The following is a 23,522-nucleotide window of genomic DNA, read 5'->3' on the forward strand; positions in this document are numbered from 1 at the left end:
CCGCAATGCAGGATAAAGCTTTTATCATCGCCATTGACGGGCCTGCAGCTTCCGGCAAAGGAACGCTGGCCCGCAATCTTGCCAAGCATTACGGTTTTCACCATCTGGATACCGGCCTCACCTATCGTGCAGTTGCGAAAGCCCTGATTGATCAGGGCTTACCGCTCGATGATGAGGCCATTGCTGCGCGCGCTGCACAGGAACTCGATCTCAAAGGGCTGGATCGCACTGTGTTGTCCGCCCATGAGATCGGGGAGGCAGCCTCGAAAGTGGCCATCATGCCGGAAGTGCGCCGTGCCCTTGTGGAAGCGCAGCGCAAATTCGCAGAAAACCTGCCCGGCACTGTGCTGGACGGCCGCGATATTGGCACGGTTGTCTGCCCTGATGCACCGGTGAAACTCTATATCACCGCTTCAGCGGAAGTGCGTGCAGAGCGCCGTTTTAATGAAATGCGTGCAAAAAACGCGGATGCGGATTATAATGAAGTTCTGGACGATCTGAAGCGCCGTGATGAGCGCGACATGAACCGCTCTGCTTCGCCTTTAAAACCTGCAAGCGATGCGCACTTGATCGATACCAGTAAAATGGATATAGAAGCGGCATTTCTAGAAGCTAAAAAGCTGATAGATGCTGCATTGCGCGCCTGACATTGGTCTGAATTTCAGAAAAATCGTCGAATTGTGCGTCTTTTATATAAAAATTGTCTGTTTTCAGGCCATGCGCCGGATTGTTCTTTTTAAGAACGGCTTGTCTTCAGACTTTCTCGAAACACCAACCCCCGGCGCCGTATCGCGTGAATTTCACGGATACATCAGGAGTCTACATGTCAGATTTTAACCCGACACGCGAAGATTTTGAAGCTCTGCTGGCTGAGTCCTTCGCCAATAATGACCTTGCAGAAGGTTATGTTGTTAAGGGCCGTATTGTTGCCATCGAAAAAGACATGGCAATCATCGATGCAGGTCTCAAAGTTGAAGGCCGCGTGCCGCTGAAGGAATTCGGCGCTAAGGGCAAAGACGGCTCGATGAAGCCGGGCGACGAAGTAGAAGTTTACGTTGAGCGTATCGAAAACGCGCTTGGCGAAGCTGTTCTGTCGCGCGAAAAAGCTCGCCGCGAAGAAAGCTGGGTTCGCCTCGAAGAGAAATTCGGCAAAGGTGAGCGCGTTGATGGCGTTATCTTCAATCAGGTTAAGGGTGGTTTCACCGTTGATCTCGATGGTGCCGTTGCGTTCCTGCCACGTTCACAGGTTGACATTCGTCCGATCCGCGACGTGACCCCTCTGATGCACAACCCGCAGCCGTTTGAAATCCTGAAAATGGACAAGCGTCGCGGCAACATCGTTGTGTCCCGCCGTACCGTACTGGAAGAATCCCGTGCGGAACAGCGTTCTGAAATCGTTCAGAACCTTGAAGAAGGTCAGGTTGTTGACGGCGTTGTTAAGAACATCACCGATTACGGTGCGTTCGTTGACCTCGGCGGCATCGACGGCCTGCTGCACGTTACCGACATGGCATGGCGCCGTGTAAACCATCCGTCCGAAATCCTGACCATCGGTCAGCAGGTTAAGGTTCAGATCATCCGCATCAACCAGGATACACATCGTATTTCCCTGGGCATGAAGCAGCTGGAAAATGATCCTTGGGATGGCATCGGTGCGAAATATCCGATCGGCAAAAAGATCACCGGTAACGTAACCAACATCACTGACTACGGTGCATTTGTTGAAATCGAACCAGGTATCGAAGGTCTGATCCACGTTTCTGAAATGTCCTGGACAAAGAAGAACGTACACCCAGGCAAAATCCTGTCGACCTCTCAGGAAGTCGAAGTTGTTGTGCTCGAAGTGGATCCGGTCAAGCGCCGTATTTCGCTCGGTCTCAAGCAGACCCTCGACAACCCATGGACAACCTTTGCTCAGAAATACCCAGCCAACAGCGTTGTTGAAGGCGAAGTCAAGAACAAGACCGAATTCGGCCTGTTCATTGGTCTCGACGGCGATGTAGACGGCATGGTTCACCTGTCGGATCTCGACTGGAACCGTCCGGGCGAACAGGTTATCGAAGAGTTCAACAAAGGTGACGTTGTTAAGGCAGTCGTTCTCGATGTAGACATCGAAAAAGAACGTATCTCCCTCGGCATCAAGCAGCTGACCGGCGACAGCGTTGGTGAAGCAGCTTCTTCCGGCGACCTGCGCAAAAACGCAGTTGTTTCCTGTGAAGTAACCGGCATCACCGATGGCGGCATCGAAGTTAAACTGGTTGACCACGACATCGAAAGCTTCATCAAGCGTTCGGATCTGTCCCGTGACCGTGACGAGCAGCGCCCAGAGCGTTTCTCCGTTGGCCAGAAAGTTGACGCACGCGTTATCTCCTTCGACAAGAAAACCCGCAAGCTGCAGGTTTCCATCAAGGCTCTCGAAATTGCTGAAGAAAAAGAAGCAGTTGCTCAGTACGGTTCCGCAGACAGCGGTGCATCGCTCGGCGACATTCTTGCAGCAGCAATGAAGAAGTCCGAAAACAACTAATATGGATTAAGCAGGACTTGTCCTTGTGATCTGAGTCCTGTTTCATTCCAGAGTTGAAAATCCCCCGCCGGAGCAATCCGGCGGGGGATTTTTTTATTACAACAATACAAATACAAAACAGCAATATTAAAATAACAACAAATGAAATAATTTCACACTTTAAATAAACAATTTCACACGCGTTTTAAATTGAGTTAATATACTTATCGTACTGCAGTATTTTTATATTTTATACATTGATTTTTAAAAATAAATTTCAACGAAAGGAAACACCATGGCAAAAGGGACATTTTTAAACGTCTTGCCATATGTCTTCGAAGAAGAAGGAGGATATGTTAATCATCCGGCAGATCCGGGTGGCCACACCAATATGGGGATCACTCTGGCTACCTTATCCGCATGGATGGGAACAAAGGCATCTGCTGCCGATATCCGCAATCTCAGTCAGAAGACAGCAGCCGACATTTATAAGAAAAATTATTGGGATAAAATCGCCGGCGATGTGCTGCCCGCCGGTATTGACTATGCAGTATTTGATTTTGCCATCAATTCCGGCCCTGCCCGTGCCGCGAAAGCACTGCAGAAAATTGCCGGAACCTCTCAGGACGGGATTATCGGCGATCAGACACTCAGCGCACTCAATCTTCGCGACCCTGCCTCTGTCATCAATAATCTCTGTGACCTGCGGCAGAACTGGCTGCAAACACTCTCTGCCTTCAAAACTTTTGGCAAAGGCTGGACCGCCCGTGTCAAACGCGTACGCAACCGTTCCCTTGCTCTGGCCAATGAAGCTTCCGGCCAGTCTAAAAAAACAAAACCAAATCAGCCGCGGGAAACAAAAATTTCAATCCCGCCAATCCTCAAGAAACCAGAAACGCTGGCACCGCTCAGCGGTGCAGTCACCGGCATCACCGCTATGGCCTCCGGCAATGGCCCCGTTCAGATTGCTGTCGCGGTTATTCTGGTTGTTCTGACCATTGCTGTTCTGTGGTATTTCCTCAGTCGCAGAAAGAACTGAAACGTGGGAACCGGTTTCGGAGAAGATACGCGAGAGAAGAAACAGAGCATTTCCAATGATTCAAGATAAACCGGAAATGCTCTGTTGCCCGCCCGTTTAAAAGCGGGCGGGCAATATGCGTTTAAGAATTTGATGCAAAAATCAGGCCACGCCCAGCAGAGCAATCAGTGACAGGCTGATTGCTCCCAAAGCCAGCAGGGAGAAGACAGCGGTCAGCGTGACACGGCCACCGGCCTTCATCACCGTACGCACATCCACACCCAATCCCAGACCGGCCATAGCAATTACTGTCAGCGCTGTACTTGCTTCATGCAGCGGTGGCAGCGCCGCTTGCGGGATCAGAGACAGGCTGCGCAGCGCCATCATTCCGAGAAAACCGAGAATAAACCATGGTACCATCTGCGACAGCTTCGGACGGGCACCACCTGACTTCGCGCCGATTACACCGATTGCCACAATAACCGGCCCCAGCATCAGCACACGCACCAGCTTGACCAATGTACCGATCTGCACACTCAATGCGGCCACAGGGGCTGTTGCGGCCAAGACCTGCGGCACCGCATAGACTGTCAGGCCTGCCAGAATACCATATTGCGCGGCAGACATATTCAGCAGCGGCACCAGCAAAGGCAGACACAAAACAACGACAACACCCAGCACAGCTGTAAAGGCAATCGACGAGGCCACATCATCACTATTTGCACCGATCACCGGTGCTGTGGCGGCGATTGCCGAGTTACCGCAGATAGAATTACCGCAAGCCACCAGCACAGCCATGCGATGCGACAGGCGCATCATCCGGCCGATTGAATAGCTGATACCAATCGACAGCATCACAACGCCGGCAATCCCGCCAATCAAAGCTGGCCCTGCCTGCATCACCGCTTCCGCACTGATGGATGCCCCGAGCAGCACAATCGCAATTTCCAGAACCATCTTGGATGAGAACTGGATGCCTGCATGATACCGGCCGGAAAGGCTGAACAGTGAACGCACTGCGGCGCCTATCAGAATAGCCAGCACGATTGATTCCAGCCATGCCCGCCCGAAATAGTGCGCCTCGATATATTCCAGAGTATAGGCAGCGATACTGACCAGAAGGCAGAGCATAAATCCGGGTAAAATGCGGGAGAAATTAGAACGAAGCTTGTGTGGCATGACTGCTATTCCGATAATTTTTCCAATTCTATCGCTTATTTCAACCATTCATTCCATTTGAAAATATGGTATATTTCATTCAGTAAAATCGAACGATTGAGCGCCATGACCCTTGAACAATTACGGATATTTGCGGAAGTCGCCCGTCAGCAGCACCTGACCCGAGCGGCCGAAAGCCTGCATCTGACACCATCAGCGGTCAGCGCAGCGATTAAAGCGCTGGAAGAGCGCTATGCAACGCAACTGTTCAACCGCATCGGCAGACGCATTGAGCTGAACGAAACGGGGCGTATTTTTCTGCATGAAGCCGAGGCCGTGCTTGCCCGTGCGCAGGCTGCCGAATTGACACTAACCGAAATTACCGGCCTGCAGCGTGGCAGCCTGCATATTTATGCCAGCCAGACTACGGCCAGCTACTGGCTGCCGCCACTGCTGGCACGGTTTCATACCGCCTATCCGCAGATTGAACTGAAGCTCTCCATCGGCAATAGCGAGCAGGTGGTTGAAGCTTTACGGGAGGGACTGGCAGATGCGGGATTTATTGAAGCAGAGACTAATGACGCGCTGCTGCATAAAGAACCGGTTGCCTATGACGAACTGATTACAGTCGTCAATCCCGCACATCCGTGGGCACAGCTTGAAACTTTGCCGGCAGAACAACTGAGCGAAAGTTTCTGGATTTTGCGCGAACAAGGCTCGGGCACCCGCGCCGTCTTTGAAACTTACTTGCGCGAGCAAGGCTGCGATCCGGCGAATTTACCGCTGGCGCTGGAACTGCCGTCCAACGAGGCAATCTGCTCCGCACTGACAGCAGGCAATTACGCTACTGTGTTGTCCGCCCTAGCAGCCCGCCCGCATCTGGCAGCAGGCACATTGAAACAAGTGCCGTTTACGCTGCCACCACGGCAATTCTGGCTTCTGAACCACCGCGAGCGCTACCAGAGCCATGCCTTTAAAGCGCTATATAAGATGATTATCAGCGGATTGCCTTGACCAGCGCCTTATCAGGAAAACAGGTGGCAGGCTGGCCGTTCTTTGCCTGCCAGACACCGATAGAGCGACGGGTTTTAAATCCGGCCAGACCATCCGGCTTGCCGACATCATAGCCCTGCTTTTGCAGACGTTTCTGCATATCAGCGACATCGGAGCGATAAAGTCCACCGACAGCACCCCAGCCTTGCTGAAAATCACCGGCACCATAGCTCATCCGGTCAGAGACATGACCGATGAACAGCGCATAGAGATCGCTCATATTATAGTTTTTCAGCACGTAGAAATTCTGCGTCACAATAAATGCAGGCCCGTGGCGACCGGCAGGCATCAGCAGAAAGCCCTCCTGCCCCATTTCCTGTGCAGGGAACGCCTTGCCATTCACACGAGTGACACCCAGTGCCGACCAGTCTTTGAAGCTCTTACCCTGATCCGGCCCTTCCAGTGAGCAGGAGACATTTTGCGGCACATTGACCTCAAAGCCCCAGTCGCGGCCTTTCTGCCAGCCGAAATGCTGCAAATAGGCAGCAATAGAAGCCAGTGTGTCCGGCACGGAGTTCCAGATATCGCGCCGTCCGTCACCGTCATAATCGACGGCATGTTTTAAGTAAGAGGTCGGCATGAATTGCGGCTGACCGAGCGCACCCGCCCAAGAGCTTTTCAGATGTGCACTATCCATATAGCCCTTCTGCACAATTTCGAGCGCTGCCAGTAATTCCGCACGGAACATATCCTTGCGGGTTGCCATAAAGGCTTTGGTCGCAAGCACTTCAAAACCGTTGTAAGGAATTTTTACCGAGCCGAAGGCTGATTCACGTCCCCAGACAGCGACAACAATACCGGCAGGCACGCCGAAATCACGCTCGATTTTCGCTAACAGGCTCTTATGGGCATTGAGCTTCACCTTGCCATTGCTGACAACGGAATCAACTGTGCCTTTGCGGAAATAATTGGCGGGTGAACCGAATTCAGACTGTGTCTGCTGTTTTGGTGTTTGCGGCTTGGTGCCGGGCGGTACCAGATCAGGCAGTTTCCAGTTCAGCTGCACACCGGATAAAGACTGATTGAACACGCTGCGGCTGATACCGCGCTGTTGCGCCTGCGGCCACAGATCATTCTCCAGCCATTGCTGAAAGGCCGCATTGGTTTTGGATTGGAGTGCAGCAGAATAAGTCTGCGCCTGCGCCACTGTCGTGGTGAGAGGTACGGCAGCACCAAACAGGCTGAACACCACAAGAGCCTGACGGAGGAAAGTCTTCTGCATGGCTGCTCCTGTTATACAAAATCCACCTGAAACTTGGATAAAAAATCGGTAGGTCAGGTTTTATAATGTTGTTCTGGCGCGCAAAGCCGCTGCCAATGTCCCCTCGTCAAGATAATCCAGCTCGCCACCGACCGGCACACCATGAGCAAGACGGGTGATTTTCACATCCATACCGTCGAGCTGATCGGTGATATAATGCGCTGTGGTCTGCCCTTCGACCGTGGCATTGACGGCAAGAATAATCTCTTTAATCTCACCGCCGGTGACGCGCTCGATCAGACCTTTAATATTGAGATCATCCGGCCCCACACCATCAAGCGGCGACAAACGGCCGCCCAGCACATGATAACGCACATTCATGGTGCCAGCGCGCTCCAGCGCCCAGAGGTCGGATACATCTTCAACAACGATCAGTGTGGAAGGATCACGGCGCGGATCTTCGCAGACTGTACAGGGATCACTGGTATCCACATTTCCGCAGCAGGAACAGATACGTACCTTTTCTGCAGCTTCCTGCATGGCAGAGCCAAGCGGCACCAGCAATGCATCTTTTTTCTTAATCAGATGCAGCGCGGCACGGCGTGCAGAACGGGGCCCGAGCCCCGGCACACGGGCAAGAAGCTGGATCAGACGTTCAATTTCAGGACCGGCGATTCGTTTTGACATAGTGAAGACTTAAAACATTTAACGCCCGAATAGAATCGGGCGTTAATTTATAATCACATGATGTATGGATAATCTGTCGCCTTAAAACGGCAGTTTCATGCCCGGAGGGATTGGCAGACCGGCGGTCAGCGCCTGTGTCTTTTCAGCCATCATTGCTTCCAGTTTGGCTTTTGCATCATTATGCGCAGCAATAATCAGGTCTTCCAGAATTTCGCCTTCGCCTTCTTTGAGCAGCGACGGATCAATTTTCAGGCTAGTCAATGTACCCTTGCCAAGCAGGGTCAGGCTGACCAGGCCACCACCGGAAGTAGCGCTGACTTCCATCTGCGCGATTTCTTCCTGCATAGCCTGCATTTTGGCCTGCATTTCTTTTGCTTTGCTCAGCATCCCCATCATGTCACGCATGTGGCAGAACTCCTCGAATTACTCTTTTTCAATAAATGGTTCATAGCTTTGGTCGTTTCAACCGCAGCTATAATTAATCGTCATCATCCAAATCGCCGCTATCCACGCCCGGATCCGGCATTTGCATTTCCAAATCCGTGTCGTCATCCGGCGTGGTAATACGCACGTCGATGATTTTAGCACCCGGAAATTTCGCAAGAATCGCCGCCACATCCGGATCAGCGCGGGCATCTGTCACCAGCTCTTCGCGTCTTGCGGTTTCTACCTCAGCCACGGTCTGGCCGCCACCATCACGGGCAACCGAAACCATCCAGCGCTCCCCCGTCCAGTCAAGCAAGCGCTGAGCCATATCTGTAGCCAGTGTTTTCGGCGCATGTTCAGTCAGCGCAATTTCCATACGATTCTGGCCGATGGAAACCAGCCGTACGAAATTTTTGACCAACACTTTGAACTGCAGATCACGCTTATTGCCTGCCAGATTGACGATGTCATTCAGGTCGCGGATGCGCACTGCCTGCGGAGCAGGTTCTGCTTTTGGCTGGGCAATGGCTTGCGGCTGCATCACCGGCTGTGCAGTTGGCTCTGCCAATCGAAGAGCGGCGCCACCATTATTTTGACGCTGCACCATCTGGCCGGAAACCGCATCAGCGGAAGCATAAGCAGTAGTCCCACCACCGGAGCCATTACCACCGCCGCCTTGCGGAGCCGATGGTGCAGAACTGCCGCCAGTGTGGCCATTGGCAATAGCTTTCAGCGCCTCGTCCAGTGTCGGCAGATCAGCAGAATGCGCCAAACGGATCAGCAACATTTCTGCCGCTTGCACCGGACGTGATGAGGTTTCCACCTCATGAATACCTTTGAGCAACATCTGCCAGCAGCGCGACAAGGCGCGGATCGACAATGTTTTGGCAAATTCAGCACCACGCACCCGCTCATCTTCCGATAGCGACATATCCTGCGCAACTTCCGGTGTGAAACGCAGGCGTGTGACCAGATGATTGAAATCCGCAAGATCGCTCAGCACAACGGAAGGATCAGCACCCACATCATATTGCGCGCGGAATTCTTTCAGCACACCCGCCACATCACCGCGCATCAGCATTTCAAACAGGTCAATAATGCGCGCACGGTCGGCAAGGCCGAGCATTTCACGCACAGTCTGGCTATCGACTGCGCCGTTGCCATGCGCAATCGCCTGATCAAGAATCGACAGGCTGTCGCGTGCAGAACCCTCTCCGGCACGGGCAATCATCGCCAGTGCTGTGTCGTCAGCCTGCACATTTTCAAGGCCGGTGATTTTGCGCAACAGACTGGTCAATGTGCCGGATTCAATGCGGCGCAGATCAAAACGCTGACAGCGCGACAGAACAGTAATCGGCACTTTGCGGATTTCTGTGGTCGCAAAAATAAACTTCACATGCGGCGGCGGCTCTTCCAATGTCTTCAGCAGGCCGTTGAAAGCCTGATTAGAGAGCATATGCACCTCATCGATGATATAGACTTTATAACGGGCAGAAACCGGACGGTAACGCACCTGCTCAATAATCTCACGAATATCATCAATACCGGTATGCGAGGCAGCATCCATCTCGATCACATCGACATGGCGGCCTTCCATAATCGCCTGACAGTGCTCACCCAATTCGGTCAGATGCACACTCGGCTGATCAATCGTATCGGTTTTATAATTCAGGCCGCGCGCCAGAATACGCGCCGTTGTGGTCTTACCCACCCCACGCACACCGGTCAGCATCCATGCCTGCGCAATACGTCCTGCTTCAAAAGCATTGGTCAGGGTGCGCACCATCGGCTCCTGACCATAAAGATCATCAAAATTCTGCGGGCGGTATTTACGGGCGAGAACGCGATAGGCGTTGTCTGCCGGTTTATTATCCATGGATTTCGCGCGCTCCTTCAGATCCCGTCTTTAAAGCATTTCCAGCAAAAGTGGGAACCGGTTTTGCTTGAGGCAAATGCGTAAAACAATAATTAGAGCGGTTCCAACAGTTCATCACAACTGGAACTGCTCCAAGCTTCACTGCTGTAGCACAGATCGTCAGCCGATTGAAAACAGAAAGCGGTCTCTCGGAAAACTTAGCTTTTCCGTGCACAACAATCTGATTTTCAGGGGAGAAAAAGGTGGGAGGCTGGCACGATGACCCGTGCCGAGCTCGTTAGGGCTGCTTCCTTCCGGACCTGACCCGGTTGGCGAGTGGTACGTCCACCACCAACCTCCCGCGCTTCATATCGGAAATTTGAACACAAAATGCAAGGCTCAAATAAGCTGAGATAAAAAAATATAGATTATTTTCATGCATTTTATGTTTGAATAGTTCCAGACTAACCGCAAAAACTGCCGGACAAGAACAATATCCCTCACAAAGGCACCGCATCATGCCAGATTTCGCCCTCGATCAACGCCTGCAAAATGACAGCTTTCCTATCGGCCCGCTTGGCCTGTGCCAGCTTTTACTGATGAATGACAAGCGTTGGCCATGGCTGATCCTTGTGCCGCAACGTGCGGATATGTCTGAAATTCACGAGCTGACCCCGCTCGATCAGACCATGCTCAGCTTTGAGACTTCTATGGTTGCCGAAGCCATGAAAACAGCGACCGGCTGCGAGAAAATCAACAGTGGTGCGCTCGGCAATATTGTGCGCCAGCTGCATATTCACATTGTTGCACGCAACAGCGGTGATGCGGCATGGCCGGGTCCGGTCTGGGGACATGGCACACGTGAACCTTATACGGACGAAGAAGCAAGCAAGCTCATCAGTGATTTGCGCGACCGTCTTTCTGCCTGATTTTGGCTGCCTGAGTTTATTACATGACAGATAATAACCATGGTCTTGGCTTTGCCGGCAGGACACTTGACCCGCAGGCCGAGAAACGGGACGAAACAAGTTTAGCCAAAGCATTGGCTGATCCGGATGCGCAATTTCTGCTTTTTGCCGGCAATAAGATTATTTTGAAGCAGGACGCACCGGAACAGCGTGCCTTGTTCAGCCATGCGGAGCGACGCGCCCTGCAAAATGGCGCGGATTTATCTGCCGGTGACAATCTGATTTTGCTGGGTGAAGCAGAGGGCATTGCCTATTTTGCACTCGACACCGGACTGGGCGCGGAGGCACTTCCTGCGCCTTATGAAGCCTCGGAATATCGCGCACTCTATACGCATCATCTTTTGCCACCTGCGCTGAGCGGTATGGTTGCGCAAGGGGCTGCGCTTCTTGCATGGCATAAAACCCATCGCTTTTGCGGGCGGTGCGGCAATCGGACAGAAATGCGGATCGGCGGTTTCAAACGGGTATGCACCTCCTGCAATGCCGAGCATTTTCCACGCACTGATCCAGTGGTGATTATGCTGGTCACCCGCAAAACCGACAATAGCGACGCTTGTCTGCTTGCACGAAGCCCGCATTTTGCTCCGCTGACCTATTCCTGCCTTGCCGGTTTTGTGGAACCGGGTGAGACGATTGAAAATGCTGTCCGGCGTGAAGTGCGCGAAGAATCAGGCCTGCCCGTCGGACAGGTCACTTATCATGCCAGCCAGCCATGGCCGTTTCCCTATTCCCTGATGATCGGCTGTTTTGCGCAAGGCTTGTCCGATCAGATCACGCTCGACTATGAGGAGCTGGAAGACGGACGCTGGTTTACCCGCGATGAGGCAAGAGCAATGCTGGATAATGTCCATGCTCAAGGCTTACGCACACCACCTGCCGGTGCCATCGCCAGCGCCCTGATCCGTCATTGGGTAGAGTGTTCAGACAAATAAAAAAGCGCCGGATCACTCCGGCGCTTTTTTCAAACTGTTTTACTTTCCGCTATTCAGCTGCAAGCAGTTGCTTGCGGTTTTCACTGCCCGGATAAACACCGACAATACGCACTTCCTTGGTGAAGAAGGCCAGTTCTTCCAGTGCCAGCTGCACGGATCGGTCATCCGGATGGCCTTCAATATCCGCATAGAACTGTGTTGCCATGAAAGTACCGCCGATCTGGTAGCTTTCCAGCTTGGTCATGTTGATGCCATTGGTCGCAAAACCGCCCATCGCCTTATAAAGCGCTGCTGGAACGTTGCGCACGCGGAATACAAAAGTCGTCACCATCAGCTCGTCCGGTGACTTGCGCGGTGCCCATTGCTCTTGTTTGGACAGCACAACAAAGCGCGTAATATTGTTTTCCGCGTCTTCGACATTATGCTGCAGGATTTCCAGCCCGTAGAGTTCTGCGGCCAGCAATGGTGCTAAGGCCGCCTTGCTCTTATCGACCAGATCCGCCACCTGACGGGCAGCGCCTGCGGTATCACCGGCAATCACCGGTTTCCAGCCATTGCCGCGAATGATTTTACGGCATTGTCCCAGCGCATGAATATGGCTGTGAACGCTTTTGATATCTTCCATTTTGGTGCCCGGCAGCACCATCAGCTGAAAATGGATCGGCAGGAAATATTCGCCGATAATATGCAGACGTGATTCCGGCAAAAGATGATGAATATCCGCAACACGTCCGGCCAGCGTATTCTCAATCGGAATCATCGCCAGATCGGCTTCGCCATTTTCCACGGCATTAAATGCATCTTCAAAAGTCGCACATGGCAGCGGCTCCATCGTCGGAAACATATTGCGGCAGGCCGTATCGGAATTTGCTCCCGGTTCACCCTGAAACGATATTTTATTGGTCTTCGCTGCCATTTTGGTGCCTTTGACTATTTATAAAATGCTTCTCTGTTTTCCCTGAATTTCAGCGGGACAGAAACTGACGCGCCTTTTCCAGATCATCCGGTGTATCCACACCGAGCGGGAAGGATTGAACCACTTCCACATCGATTCGCATACCCGCTTCCAGAGCCCGCAGCTGTTCCAGTTTTTCACGCAATTCCAGAACCGAAGGCCCGAGCGCGACAAATTTTTCCAGTGCCGCACGGCGATAGGCATAAAGACCGATATGATGGTAAAGCGGGCCATCGCCATAAGGCGCAGTGGCGCGGGTAAAATAAAGCGCGCGCAATTTATTGGCACCGGCCAGCGGCGAGCCGACGATCTTCACCACATTCGGATTGGTCTTCTCTTGGGGATCTGTGATCTCAACACCAAGGGTGGCGATATCCGCAGGCCCGTCAATCAGCGGCTGCAAAGCGGTTTTAATCAGTGCCGGATCAATCACTGGCAGGTCACCCTGAACATTGATAACCGCATCAAATTCTTTATTCGGATCAATAGTTTGCAAAGCCTCATAAATCCTGTCCGAACCGGATTCATGATCGCTGCGTGTCATCACTGCTTCAAGCCCGTGCGCCTCGACAGCCGTTTTAATCTCTGCACTATCCGTTGCAACAACTACGCGTCCCAGACCGGATGCGACTGCACGCTCGGCCACATGCACGATCATCGGCTTGCCGGCAATGTCGGCCAGCGGCTTGCCCGGAAGACGGGTTGAGGCCATGCGGGCGGGGATCAGGATCAGCGATTTAAACGGCTTAGACATGGCTATTCATCCGAAAGTGTCAAAAAGTCACGGGTACTGCAGTTCTTATAGGTGTTGCCAGCGCCAAGTAAAAGACCTAGTTTCCGGCGAAAGTCAGCAATGGAGGGCAACCCTCCCCTAAGACGTATCAATAATTACCGCCAAGCTAAAGGCGTTGGGGAAGAGGAGCGCTAGCGGCCACATGGAATCGTCTCAGTCCAACAAGTTTATCATGGCCTTTCTGGCCACAGTTTTTGTTGTAATGACTATTGGTATTTCATCCGATGCGATTTTCTCGACCTCGCATCCTGAAAAAGCCGGTTATGAAATTGCAGCTGCAGAAGGCGGCGCACCGGCAGCCGGTGGCAAGGAAGCAGCTGTTGCTGTTCCGATTGCAACCTTGCTGGCATCAGCTGATCCTGCACGCGGTGCAACAGTGTTCAAACGCTGTGCAGCCTGCCATACGAGTGAAAAAGGCGGCGCGAACAAAGTCGGTCCGCATCTCTGGGATGTTGTGAACCGTCCGATGGCGACCGTTGAAGGTTTCAGCTATTCCGCAGCCATGAAAGAATTTTCACAGGGCGGCAAAGAAGTCTGGGATTATGAGCATCTCAATAAGTTCCTGACCTCGCCTAAAGGCTATATCAAAGGCACAGCTATGGGCTTTGCCGGCGACAAAAAAGACAATGAACGCGCTGATCTGATTGCTTATCTGCGCTCGCTGTCTGACAATCCTGCGCCGTTGCCTGCACCGGAAGCTGCCGCACCTGCTGAAGCACCAAAACCGGCAGAAGAAAAGCCTGCTGAAGCTCCGGCTGCACCGGCAACAGAAACTCCGGCACCTGCCGCACCGGAAGCACCGGCAACGCAGCCCGCCAACTGATCTTAAGATCATTTGAATATTATCAAGCCGGGCTTAATGCCCGGCTTTTATTTTGAAGGAAAATGTCTCATGTCTGATGAACCAATTGTACGCGACAGCAACGGCACCCAGCTGCAGGACGGTGACTCTGTCACCCTCATCAAAGACCTCAAAGTCAAAGGCACATCTGAAACTATCAAGCGTGGCACCTTGGTGAAAAATGTCCGTCTCAACGGCCGCGACGGTGAAGTTGAATGCAACACCAAACAGGTCAAAGGTCTGGTTCTGAAAACCGAATTCGTCAAAAAAGCCTGATTATTACAAAGATTTAATCCGCCACTTCCGATTTTTGCTCTGCTTCTGCCCGCTTTCCCTTTTAATTCATACAGGGATCATTAAAGTGGAAGCGTATTTTTGTGAGCAAACTATCGGGTGGCGGAATGAAAACAGCATTGCGGATTATGCTTCTTGCAGGTTTGGGGCTGTATAGCAGCCTCGCTTCCGCTCAGGATTTGCCATGGCGCCATGCCAACAGCCTGACAGGTGAGCCTAAATATGCCGCAGGCTTTAAACATTACGACTACGTCAATCCTGATGCGCCTAAAGGCGGTACGCTCAATCAGGTTGCTGTCGGTTCATTTGATACGCTGAACCCCTATGTGGTGCAGGGTGTTGCGGCTGCCGGTCTCGCCAATTTCGGCGGCGGTATGCTTTATGACACGCTGATGGATCAGTCGATGGATCAGAGCTCGACATCCTACGGGATGATTGCCGAAGCCATGCAATATCCGGATGATTTTTCCTGGGTAAAATTCCGCATCAATCCGAAAGCAGCATGGCATGACAAGACCCCGATTACTGTGGAAGATGTGATCTGGTCTTTCGAGACGCTGAAGAAACAATCCCCGCTCTATAACCGCTATTATGCGGACGTCGTGAAAGCCGAGAAAACCGGCGACAATGAAGTCACCTTCACCTTTGACAAGAGCGGTAACCGCGAATTGCCGAACATTATGGGTGATCTCGTCGTACTGCCGAAACATTGGTGGCAAGGCAAAGATAAAAATGGCAAGCAGCGTGATATCAGCCGCTCCACTCTCGAAATTCCGCTCGGCTCCGGCGCCTATAAAATCGCCTCCGTTAATCCGGGTAAATCCATCATCTGGCAACGCGCAGAGGATTACTGGGGTAAAGACCAGCCGACCCATGTCGGACGCAATAATTTCGATCAGGTCAAATACGAATATTTTCTGAACAATGACGCGACATGGGAAGCCTTCAAAAAAGGCGGCATCTATGATTTCCGTCTGGAAAACATAGCTCAGCGCTGGAAAGAACAATATAATTTTCCGGCTGTGGAGCGCGGCGATGTTATCAAAGCCAGTTTCCCGTTTCATGCGGCAGGACGTATGCAGGGCGCGTTTCTGAATACCCGCAAAGCCAAATTTCAGGATGTACGGGTTCGTGAAGCACTCAACTGGGTGTTTGATTTTGAAAGCATGAACCGTCTGCTGTTTTTTAATCAGTATAAGCGGATTGAAAGCTATTTTGCCGGTATTGATCTGGCCTCATCCGGCATGCCCTCCCCTGAGGAGCTGAAAATTCTGGAAACCGTGCGCGGGGAAATTCCGGATGCTGTTTTCACCAAGCCGTATAAGCTGCCGGTCTTCGACACGCCGCAGGCCATGCGCACCAATCTGCGCCATGCCATTGATCTGTTTGCACAAGCCGGCTGGGCGGTGAAGGACGGCAAGCTCACCAATGACAAAGGCGAGGTGTTTACTCTCGAATTCCTGACCAATAATCCGAACGAAGAGCGCGTTGTAAATCCGTATATCAACAATCTGCGCCGCGTCGGCATCAATGCGTCACTACGCGTTGTTGATGATGCGCAATATCAGGCACGGGTGAATGACTTCGATTACGACATTATCTCCACGGTTGTGGCGCAGAGCCAGTCACCCGGCAATGAACAGCGGGAGATGTGGAGTACTCAGTCTGCTGATCTGAAAGGCAGCAAAAACTATGCCGGTATCAAAAATCCGGCCATCGACAAGCTGATCGACCGCGTTGTCTATGCCAAAGATCACGACGAGCTGGTGGCTGCCACCCGCGCCCTCGACCGCGTGCTGCTGTGGAATTATTACACCGTGCCGCAATGGTATTCCGATACAATCAATGTTGCCTATTGGAACAAATTCGGCCTTCCGGACAAGCAGCCTGATTATGCCGGGATTGATCCGTTCTCCTGGTGGGTAAAGCCTAAACCATAAAATGGTTCGCTCTGATTTGGTCCTGTATTTTGGTGTATAATTTTATGCCCGATACAAGACCGGATCACAGCTGCAAAGCGGGAGAAAAATCATGGCAGAGCATCATAAAAGCCTTATGAATCGGCGGCAGATTCTTGTGTTAAGCGGGGCAGCGGCACTGAGCTCCGCTCTCCCCTTTCAGCTCAGAGCGCAGGAAAACAAAAACACAGCCAGTCACGGGCTGGCCGTGTTTGATGATCTGAAATACCCTGCCGGTTTCAGCCATTTTGATTATATCAATCCGCAGGCACCCAAAGGCGGAAGCTTTAATTTCTCCGTCAATGAATGGACGCTGAATCAGGCTCCGAACACTTTCAACACGCTCAATACATTTTCCGCTTTGGGTGATGCGCCGCCACGGATGGAAATCTGTTTCGATACATTGATGACCCGTGCACTGGACGAACCCGATGCGGTTTACGGTCTGATCGCAGAAAGCGTGACTGCCAGCGATGACGGTAAAAGCTATCTGTTCAAACTGCGCGAACAGGCGCGTTTTCACGATAACACACCACTCACCGCGCATGATGCCGCTTTCAGCTATGATCTGCTGAAAGAAAAAGGTCATCCAGCGCTCCGCCTGCTGCTTGCAAAAATGGAAAGCGCGGTTGCCGAGGATGACTATCGCCTGAAGCTGACTCTCAAAGGTGAAACAGCAGCCCAAAACCGCCGTCTCATCACCAGCATGGTATTGCTGCCCGTGCTTTCCAAAACCTACTACACAGAGCATAGTTTTGACGGAAACAGCCTGACTATTCCGCTCGGTTCCGGTGCCTATAAAGTCGGCGCATTCTCTGCCGGACAATTTATCGAATATCAGCGCAATGAAGATTATTGGGCTAAAGATCTCAATGTGAATATCGGGCGCAATAATTTTGACCGTATCCGCATCGAGTTTTTCCGCGACAGACAACCGGCATTTGAGGCTTTCAAAAAAGGTATTCTGGACTGGCGTGCAGAAAGCGTCTCCAAATCATGGACCAATGATTATAATTTCAGCGCGGTAGAAACCGGCAAAGTCATCAAGAAACGCTTTCCTGCATGGAAATTTCCGTCCATGCAAAGCTGGGCGCTCAACCAGCGCCGCGAGCGTTTTCGTGACAAGCGGGTGCGCGAGGCGATAGGACTGTGCTTTGACTTCGAATGGAGCAACAGAAACCTGTTCAGCAATCTGTATCAGCGCCAGCAATCCAATTTCAGCAATTCTGACTTTGAAGCCAAGGGCAAAGCCTCCGCCGCTGAACAGGCAGTTATTACCCGCCATGCTGCACTGATTGATGAGGAAACCCGCACTGCTTTACTCGGTGATCCGGTGACAATGCCGGTAACGGACGGCAGCGGTCGCAATCGTGAACACTTGCGCCGCGCGGCAGACTTGCTGAAAGAAGCGGGATATCAACGCAAAGGCCAGTGGCTGGTTGGTACTGACGGTCAGATTTTCACGCTGGAAATTCTCAACGATTCCGACGGATTTAACCGCGTCTATAATCCGATGATTAAGAACCTTCAGGCCATCGGGATCAATGCGACAGTGCGCATGGCAGAAGCGGCGACTTATCAGAAGCGTCTGCTGGATTTTGATTATGATATGATGGGGCTTGCCTTCAGCACATCGCCGACTTTGGACAGAGCCACACTCGCTGTCATGTATGGCTCAGAGAGCGTCAACATGCCGGGTTCACAAAATCATACCGGCACCAGCAGCCCTTTGATTGATGCATTGCTGGATGATGTGGCACAGGCGGATAATCGCAAAGACCTGACCGCCGCTGTCCTTATTCTCGACCGGTTGTTACGTTACCGCAGAGACTGGATCCCCTGCTGGTCAGCAGGCGGAAAACTGATCGCCTATTGGGACAAATTTGGTATGACAGAATCGCCTCCCTATGGCGGCTATCCGGAATTTTACTGGTGGTATGATAAAGCGAAAGCCGGACAGCTTGGTAAAACATAATTCAGTTCTTTGCGCTAAATTCACAAAACACAATAAGAAACAAACAGGATTATTCATCTGATGGGCGCTTATATTCTCCGACGCCTGCTGCTCATGATTCCAACCATTTTCGGCATCATGGCCATTTCTTTTGCCGTCATCCAGTTTGCCCCCGGCGGCCCCGTAGAGCGTGTGATTGCGCAATTGCAGGGACAAGGCGGCGATGCCATGGACAGGCTTTCAGGCGGAGGCGCTGATGCAGGCGCAATATCAATGGACAGCGGCAGCTCCTCGAAATATCGCGGTGCGCAGGGGCTTGATCCTGAATTTATCGCCAGTCTGGAAAAGCAGTTCGGCTTTGATAAGCCGCCGCTGGAACGCTTCGGTCTGATGCTGTGGAACTATGCACGTTTTGACTTCGGCCATTCCTATTTCCGAGATATTGAAGTGATTGATCTGATCAAGGAAAAGCTGCCGGTTTCGATTTCACTCGGCCTGTGGCTTACCCTGATTTCCTATATGATCTCTATTCCGCTCGGGATTCTCAAAGCTGTGCGCGACGGTTCACGTTTTGACGTCTGGACCAGCGCGGTGATTATTGTCGGCTATGCAATTCCGAGTTTTCTTTTCGCCATCATGCTGATCGTGCTGTTTGCGGGCGGCTCATTCTTCGACTGGTTCCCGCTGCGCGGCCTGACTTCGCCGGATTTCGACCAGATGAGCCTGTGGGGCAAAATCACAGACTATATCTGGCATATGGCGCTGCCGGTGCTGGCGCTGGTGCTGTCGGCCTTTGCGACAACCACCCTGCTCACCAAAAACTCATTTCTGGAAGAAATCCGCAAACAATATGTCACCACTGCCCGCGCCAAAGGCCTGACAGAACGGCAGGTGTTGTACGGTCATGTGTTCCGTAATGCGATGCTGATTGTGATTGCCGGTTTTCCCGGTGCGTTCATCACCGCCTTCTTCACCGGCTCACTGTTGATTGAAACCATCTTCTCGCTCGACGGTCTCGGCCTGCTTGGCTATCAGTCCGTTCTCAACCGTGATTATCCTGTGGTCTTTGCCAATCTGTTCATCTTCTCGCTGATCGGCCTGCTGGTCGGTCTGCTCTCCGATCTCACTTATACATGGATTGATCCGCGTATTGATTTTGACCGGAGGGATGTGTGATGAGTGCTGTCACGGCTACCCCTCCTGCACGTGTGAAACGCCCGTTTCTGTCGCCGCTCAACCAGCGGCGCTGGCGCAATTTCAAGGCCAACCGGCGCGGCTGGTGGTCACTGTGGATTTTCCTGTTTCTGTTTGTGACCTCGCTCTTTGCTGAATTTATCGCCAATGACAAACCGATACTGGTTTCCTACAAAGGCGAAATTCTGATGCCGGTGCTGGTCGATTATCCGGAAGAGAAATTCGGCGGTTTCTATGCGGTCACCGATTACCGCGATCCGGTCATTCAGGACGAGATTAACCAGAACGGCTGGGCAATCTGGCCGCCGGTGCGCTATTCCTACCGCACCGTGAATAATGAAATTCCGGAAGCCGCACCGTCCAAACCGTTCTGGCTGATGTCGAAAGAACAGCGCTGCGCCCGCTATGCGGAAGGCGTGAATGATCCGAACTGCACCATCGGCAATATGAACTGGCTCGGTACCGACGATCAGGCGCGCGATGTGTTTGCCCGTGCACTCTACGGTTTCCGTATTTCCGTGCTGTTTGGCCTCATCCTTACTGCCTTTTCCGGTGTGATCGGTGTAACAGCCGGTGCGGTACAGGGCTATTTCGGCGGCTGGGTTGATCTTATTTTCCAGCGCTTCATCGAAATCTGGTCGTCGATACCGGTGCTCTATCTGCTGCTGATCATCGCTGCCATTCTGCCGCCGGGCTTCTGGGTACTGCTGTTTATTATGCTGCTGTTCTCATGGGTCGCCTTTGTCGGCGTTGTCCGTGCAGAATTCCTGCGCGCCCGTAACTTTGAATATGTGAATGCGGCACGTTCGCTGGGCGTCAATAACCGCACCATCATGTGGCGGCATTTGCTGCCCAATGCGATGGTTGCAACCCTGACCTTCCTGCCGTTTATTCTCAACGGCTCGATCACCACGCTGACCTCGCTCGACTTCCTCGGCTTTGGTCTGCCGCCGGGCTCGGCGTCGCTTGGTGAAATGCTGGCACAGGGTAAGAATAATCTTCAGGCACCATGGCTTGGTATAACCGGCTTTGTGGTTATCTCGCTGATGCTGTCGCTGCTGATCTTTGTCGGTGAAGCAGTGCGTGATGCCTTTGATCCGCGAAAGGCTTTTAAATGAGTTCCCATGAAAAAGCCGAAGTGCTGCTGAGTGTCCGCGATCTGTCGATTGCCTTTCATCAGGATGGTCAGGACAGGGTTGCTGTCGATCATATTTCCTTCGACATTCACAAAGGCGAAACCGTCGCTCTGGTGGGGGAATCCGGCTCGGGCAAATCTATCTCCGCTTTGTCGGTGCTGAAACTGCTGCCCTATCCTTCCGCCAGCCATCCGTCCGGTCAGATCCTCTTTGAGGGGCAAGACATGCTGACCATGCCGGAAAACAAACTGCGCGGTGTTCGCGGCAATGACATTGCCATGATCTTTCAGGAGCCTATGACCTCACTCAATCCGCTGCATGTGGTTGAACGTCAGATCAGTGAGATCTTGCGTCTGCATCAGGGCATGGGCGAAAAACAGGCGCGCGCACGGACACTAGAACTGCTCAATGAAGTCGGCATCCGCGAACCGGAAAAGCGCCTGCAATCCTATCCGCATCAGCTCTCCGGCGGGCAGCGCCAGCGCGTGATGATCGCTATGGCGCTCGCCAATAAGCCGAAACTGCTGATTGCCGATGAGCCGACCACTGCGCTCGATGTGACAGTGCAGGCGCAGATTCTACAATTGCTGGCCGAGTTAAAGCAATCACAGGATATGTCGATGCTGTTCATCACCCATGATCTGGGTGTGGTGCGTAAGATTGCCGACCGCGTTTGCGTCATGCATCACGGTAAAATCGTAGAAAGCGGCAAGACAGAAGATATTTTCACCAATCCGCAGCATGATTATACCAAGCATTTGCTGATTGCCGAGCCGAAAGGCGCACCGCTGCCTGCGGAAGAAAATGCACCGCTGGTCATGAGCGGCGAAGATATCAAAGTCTGGTTTCCGATCAAAAAAGGCTTTCTGCGCAAGACAGTCGATTATGTGAAGGCCGTTGACGGTATCAATGTGGAACTGCGTGCGGGTCAGACACTGGGTGTGGTTGGTGAATCCGGTTCCGGCAAAACCACCCTTGGCTTAGCGCTATCACGCATGATTTCCTCCAAAGGCGAAATCCGCTTTGGTGACAAAAATATCGACCGGTTTTCCTTCAAGGATATGCGCCCGCTGCGCCGTGAAATGCAGATTGTGTTTCAGGATCCGTTCGGCTCTCTCAGCCCGCGCATGTCGGTTGCGGAGATTATCGCCGAGGGATTGCAGGTGCATGAACCGAAACTCTCGGCCGACGAGCGCGATGATAAAGTCGTTGCCGCTTTGCATGAGGTTAATCTCGATCCGGAAAGCCGTTTCCGCTATCCGCATGAGTTTTCCGGCGGTCAGCGCCAGCGCATCGCCATTGCCCGTGCCATGGTGCTCAATCCGCGTTTTGTGATGCTGGATGAGCCGACTTCGGCCCTCGATATGAGTGTGCAGGCACAGGTTGTCGAATTGCTGCGCAATTTGCAGAAAAAACATGAATTAAGCTATCTTTTCATCAGTCACGACTTGCGCGTGGTCAAAGCCCTTGCCAATCATGTGCTGGTGATGCGCAATGGCAAAGCGGTGGAATATGGTCCGGCGGAGGAAATCTTCGGAGCGCCGAAAACCGATTACACCCGCGCATTGATGGCAGCAGCCTTCCGTTTGGAGACGGCTGAAAAGGGAGTGGTAAATCAATGAATGCAGCAGTAAAAAACACGGGTAAAATCTATTTTGCAGCGACCGGCTGGGATCCGGAAATCTGGATCAAAGCCTTTGCCAAAGCTGCGCCGGAGCGTGAAATCGTTACCGAGGTCAAAGCCGGTGAAGAAGCATCCATTGATTATGCACTGGTGTGGAAACAGAAACGCGGTTCGCTTGCCAATCTGCCCAATCTGAAAGTCATCTTCTCGCTCGGTGCCGGTGTGGATCATGTGTTCCATGATGATCAGGTGCCGGATCTGCCGATCGTGCGTACTGTTTCGCCTGATCTGACCATGCGCATGACCGAATATGTGGTTTGGCAGGTGCTGGATCACCATCGCCTCGGCCCTCAATATCGCGCCCAGCAGCTCAAAAAAATCTGGCGTGAAGACCGCCGCCAGCCTGCGGCCAATGAGGTCAATGTCGGGATCATGGGCTTAGGCGTTTTAGGACGTGATGCTGCCGACAAGCTGAAACATCTTGGTTTCAATGTCAGCGGCTGGAGTCGCCGCCCGCAGGATGTTGCCGGTGTGACCACCTATCACGGTAAAGACGGATTGTCCGAATTCCTCAAACAGGTTGATATTCTCGTCTGCCTGCTGCCGCTGACACCGGATACCAAAGGTATTCTGTCAATGTCAGTCTTTGGCCGCATGAAAGAGGACGGTCCGCTTGGCGCGCCCATTCTGATCAATGCAGGGCGTGGCGGTTTGCAGAATGAAGCCGATATTCAGGCAGCGCTTGAACGCGGTCTGCTTTCAGCTGCCTCGCTTGACGTATTTGAAACCGAGCCGCTGCCTGAAAACAGCCCGCTCTGGGGCAATCCGAAAATCACGATCACCCCCCATGCGGCGGCCAGTTCTTCGGCCAATGCTCTGGTGCCGGAGATTATTCGCATGATCCGCGATTATGAGCGCGACGGCACGCTGATCAATCTCGTTGACCGTGAGAAACAATATTAAGAACATAAA

General features: G+C 52.5%; 21 protein-coding genes and 1 other RNA gene. 14 read left to right on the plus strand and 8 right to left on the minus strand.

Annotated features, from left to right (window positions below; all coding sequences use genetic code 11):
* Positions 1-5 precede the first annotated feature (5 nt).
* The 3 genes from cmk (at position 6) to JNC80_RS02985 (ending at position 3,542) form a co-directional block, all read left to right on the plus strand.
* A complete protein-coding gene (gene cmk / locus JNC80_RS02975; protein ID WP_376709466.1) occupies positions 6-647 on the plus strand; it encodes a (d)CMP kinase in 642 nt (213 codons plus the stop codon).
* 176 nt (positions 648-823) lie between these two features.
* Positions 824-2,524: a 30S ribosomal protein S1 gene (gene rpsA / locus JNC80_RS02980; protein ID WP_022710244.1), complete on the plus strand. Its 1,701-nt coding sequence runs from the start codon at positions 824-826 to the stop codon at positions 2,522-2,524.
* Between the two features lie 274 nt (positions 2,525-2,798).
* A complete protein-coding gene (locus tag JNC80_RS02985) occupies positions 2,799-3,542 on the plus strand; it encodes a glycoside hydrolase family 108 protein (protein WP_376709468.1) in 744 nt (247 codons plus the stop codon).
* Positions 3,543-3,683: 141 nt separating this feature from the next.
* Here the strand turns inward: JNC80_RS02985 and JNC80_RS02990 are convergent, their stop codons facing one another.
* Positions 3,684-4,700 (minus strand): YeiH family protein, encoded by a 1,017-nt coding sequence (locus tag JNC80_RS02990; protein WP_376709469.1) that lies wholly within the window; start codon positions 4,698-4,700, stop codon positions 3,684-3,686.
* A gap of 105 nt (positions 4,701-4,805) precedes the next feature.
* On the opposite strand from JNC80_RS02990, the gene JNC80_RS02995 reads away from it, so the two are divergent.
* On the plus strand, positions 4,806-5,693 hold the full coding sequence (locus tag JNC80_RS02995) for a LysR family transcriptional regulator (RefSeq protein WP_376709470.1): 888 nt from the start codon (positions 4,806-4,808) through the stop codon (positions 5,691-5,693).
* Here the strand turns inward: JNC80_RS02995 and JNC80_RS03000 are convergent.
* The 5 genes from JNC80_RS03000 to ffs all read right to left on the minus strand — a co-directional run bounded on the left by JNC80_RS03000 (position 5,677) and on the right by ffs (position 10,261).
* Positions 5,677-6,954 (minus strand): lytic murein transglycosylase, encoded by a 1,278-nt coding sequence (locus JNC80_RS03000; protein WP_376709471.1) that lies wholly within the window; start codon positions 6,952-6,954, stop codon positions 5,677-5,679. The two genes, JNC80_RS02995 and JNC80_RS03000, sit on opposite strands and share 17 nt — an antisense overlap.
* 60 nt (positions 6,955-7,014) lie before the next feature.
* Entirely contained in the window at positions 7,015-7,620 is a 606-nt protein-coding gene (gene recR, locus JNC80_RS03005; protein ID WP_075654014.1) for a recombination mediator RecR, read from the minus strand.
* An 81-nt stretch (positions 7,621-7,701) separates the two neighbouring features.
* A complete protein-coding gene (locus tag JNC80_RS03010) occupies positions 7,702-8,025 on the minus strand; it encodes a YbaB/EbfC family nucleoid-associated protein (RefSeq protein ID WP_022711615.1) in 324 nt (107 codons plus the stop codon).
* A 73-nt stretch (positions 8,026-8,098) separates the two neighbouring features.
* Positions 8,099-9,943, minus strand: a complete 1,845-nt coding sequence (locus JNC80_RS03015) for a DNA polymerase III subunit gamma/tau (RefSeq protein ID WP_376709633.1) — start codon at positions 9,941-9,943, stop codon at positions 8,099-8,101.
* A 221-nt stretch (positions 9,944-10,164) separates the two neighbouring features.
* Positions 10,165-10,261: signal recognition particle sRNA small type (ffs, locus tag JNC80_RS03020), an RNA gene on the minus strand.
* Between the two features lie 158 nt (positions 10,262-10,419).
* Between ffs and JNC80_RS03025 the strand changes: the two genes are divergently transcribed.
* Together JNC80_RS03025 and nudC are read left to right on the plus strand one after the other, a co-directional pair.
* Positions 10,420-10,830, plus strand: coding sequence for an HIT domain-containing protein (locus tag JNC80_RS03025; RefSeq protein ID WP_028233805.1), 411 nt, complete (start codon positions 10,420-10,422; stop codon positions 10,828-10,830).
* A gap of 23 nt (positions 10,831-10,853) precedes the next feature.
* Entirely contained in the window at positions 10,854-11,801 is a 948-nt protein-coding gene (nudC, locus tag JNC80_RS03030; protein WP_376709472.1) for an NAD(+) diphosphatase, read from the plus strand.
* A 49-nt stretch (positions 11,802-11,850) separates the two neighbouring features.
* Here the strand turns inward: nudC and JNC80_RS03035 are convergent, their stop codons facing one another.
* Positions 11,851-12,717 (minus strand): prephenate dehydratase, encoded by an 867-nt coding sequence (locus JNC80_RS03035; RefSeq protein ID WP_376709473.1) that lies wholly within the window; start codon positions 12,715-12,717, stop codon positions 11,851-11,853.
* A gap of 49 nt (positions 12,718-12,766) precedes the next feature.
* A complete protein-coding gene (locus JNC80_RS03040) occupies positions 12,767-13,510 on the minus strand; it encodes a 3-deoxy-manno-octulosonate cytidylyltransferase (RefSeq protein ID WP_376709474.1) in 744 nt (247 codons plus the stop codon).
* Between the two features lie 181 nt (positions 13,511-13,691).
* Between JNC80_RS03040 and JNC80_RS03045 the strand changes: the two genes are divergently transcribed.
* The 8 genes from JNC80_RS03045 to JNC80_RS03080 all read left to right on the plus strand — a co-directional run bounded on the left by JNC80_RS03045 (position 13,692) and on the right by JNC80_RS03080 (position 23,513).
* Complete coding sequence (locus tag JNC80_RS03045; protein ID WP_116088717.1) at positions 13,692-14,372, plus strand: c-type cytochrome; 681 nt, start codon at positions 13,692-13,694, stop codon at positions 14,370-14,372.
* A 69-nt stretch (positions 14,373-14,441) separates the two neighbouring features.
* A complete protein-coding gene (locus JNC80_RS03050) occupies positions 14,442-14,666 on the plus strand; it encodes an alkylphosphonate utilization protein (protein ID WP_028233806.1) in 225 nt (74 codons plus the stop codon).
* A gap of 146 nt (positions 14,667-14,812) precedes the next feature.
* On the plus strand, positions 14,813-16,624 hold the full coding sequence (locus tag JNC80_RS03055; protein ID WP_376709634.1) for an extracellular solute-binding protein: 1,812 nt from the start codon (positions 14,813-14,815) through the stop codon (positions 16,622-16,624).
* A gap of 91 nt (positions 16,625-16,715) precedes the next feature.
* Entirely contained in the window at positions 16,716-18,617 is a 1,902-nt protein-coding gene (locus tag JNC80_RS03060) for an extracellular solute-binding protein (RefSeq protein ID WP_376709475.1), read from the plus strand.
* Positions 18,618-18,677: 60 nt separating this feature from the next.
* Positions 18,678-19,772 carry a microcin C ABC transporter permease YejB gene (locus tag JNC80_RS03065; protein WP_022711624.1) on the plus strand — a complete coding sequence of 365 codons (1,095 nt, stop codon included), beginning with the start codon at positions 18,678-18,680 and terminating at the stop codon, positions 19,770-19,772.
* A complete protein-coding gene (locus JNC80_RS03070; protein WP_022711625.1) occupies positions 19,772-20,908 on the plus strand; it encodes an ABC transporter permease in 1,137 nt (378 codons plus the stop codon). The genes JNC80_RS03065 and JNC80_RS03070 overlap by 1 nt, the downstream gene beginning before the upstream one ends.
* Positions 20,905-22,548 carry an ABC transporter ATP-binding protein gene (locus JNC80_RS03075; RefSeq protein ID WP_376709476.1) on the plus strand — a complete coding sequence of 548 codons (1,644 nt, stop codon included), beginning with the start codon at positions 20,905-20,907 and terminating at the stop codon, positions 22,546-22,548. Before JNC80_RS03070 ends, JNC80_RS03075 begins: the two co-directional genes overlap by 4 nt.
* Positions 22,545-23,513: a 2-hydroxyacid dehydrogenase gene (locus JNC80_RS03080; protein ID WP_376709477.1), complete on the plus strand. Its 969-nt coding sequence runs from the start codon at positions 22,545-22,547 to the stop codon at positions 23,511-23,513. Before JNC80_RS03075 ends, JNC80_RS03080 begins: the two co-directional genes overlap by 4 nt.
* The last annotated feature ends 9 nt before the right edge of the window (positions 23,514-23,522 follow it).

The sequence above is a fragment of the Pseudochrobactrum lubricantis genome, from assembly GCF_041929865.1.
Lineage (GTDB): Bacteria > Pseudomonadota > Alphaproteobacteria > Rhizobiales > Rhizobiaceae > Pseudochrobactrum > Pseudochrobactrum saccharolyticum.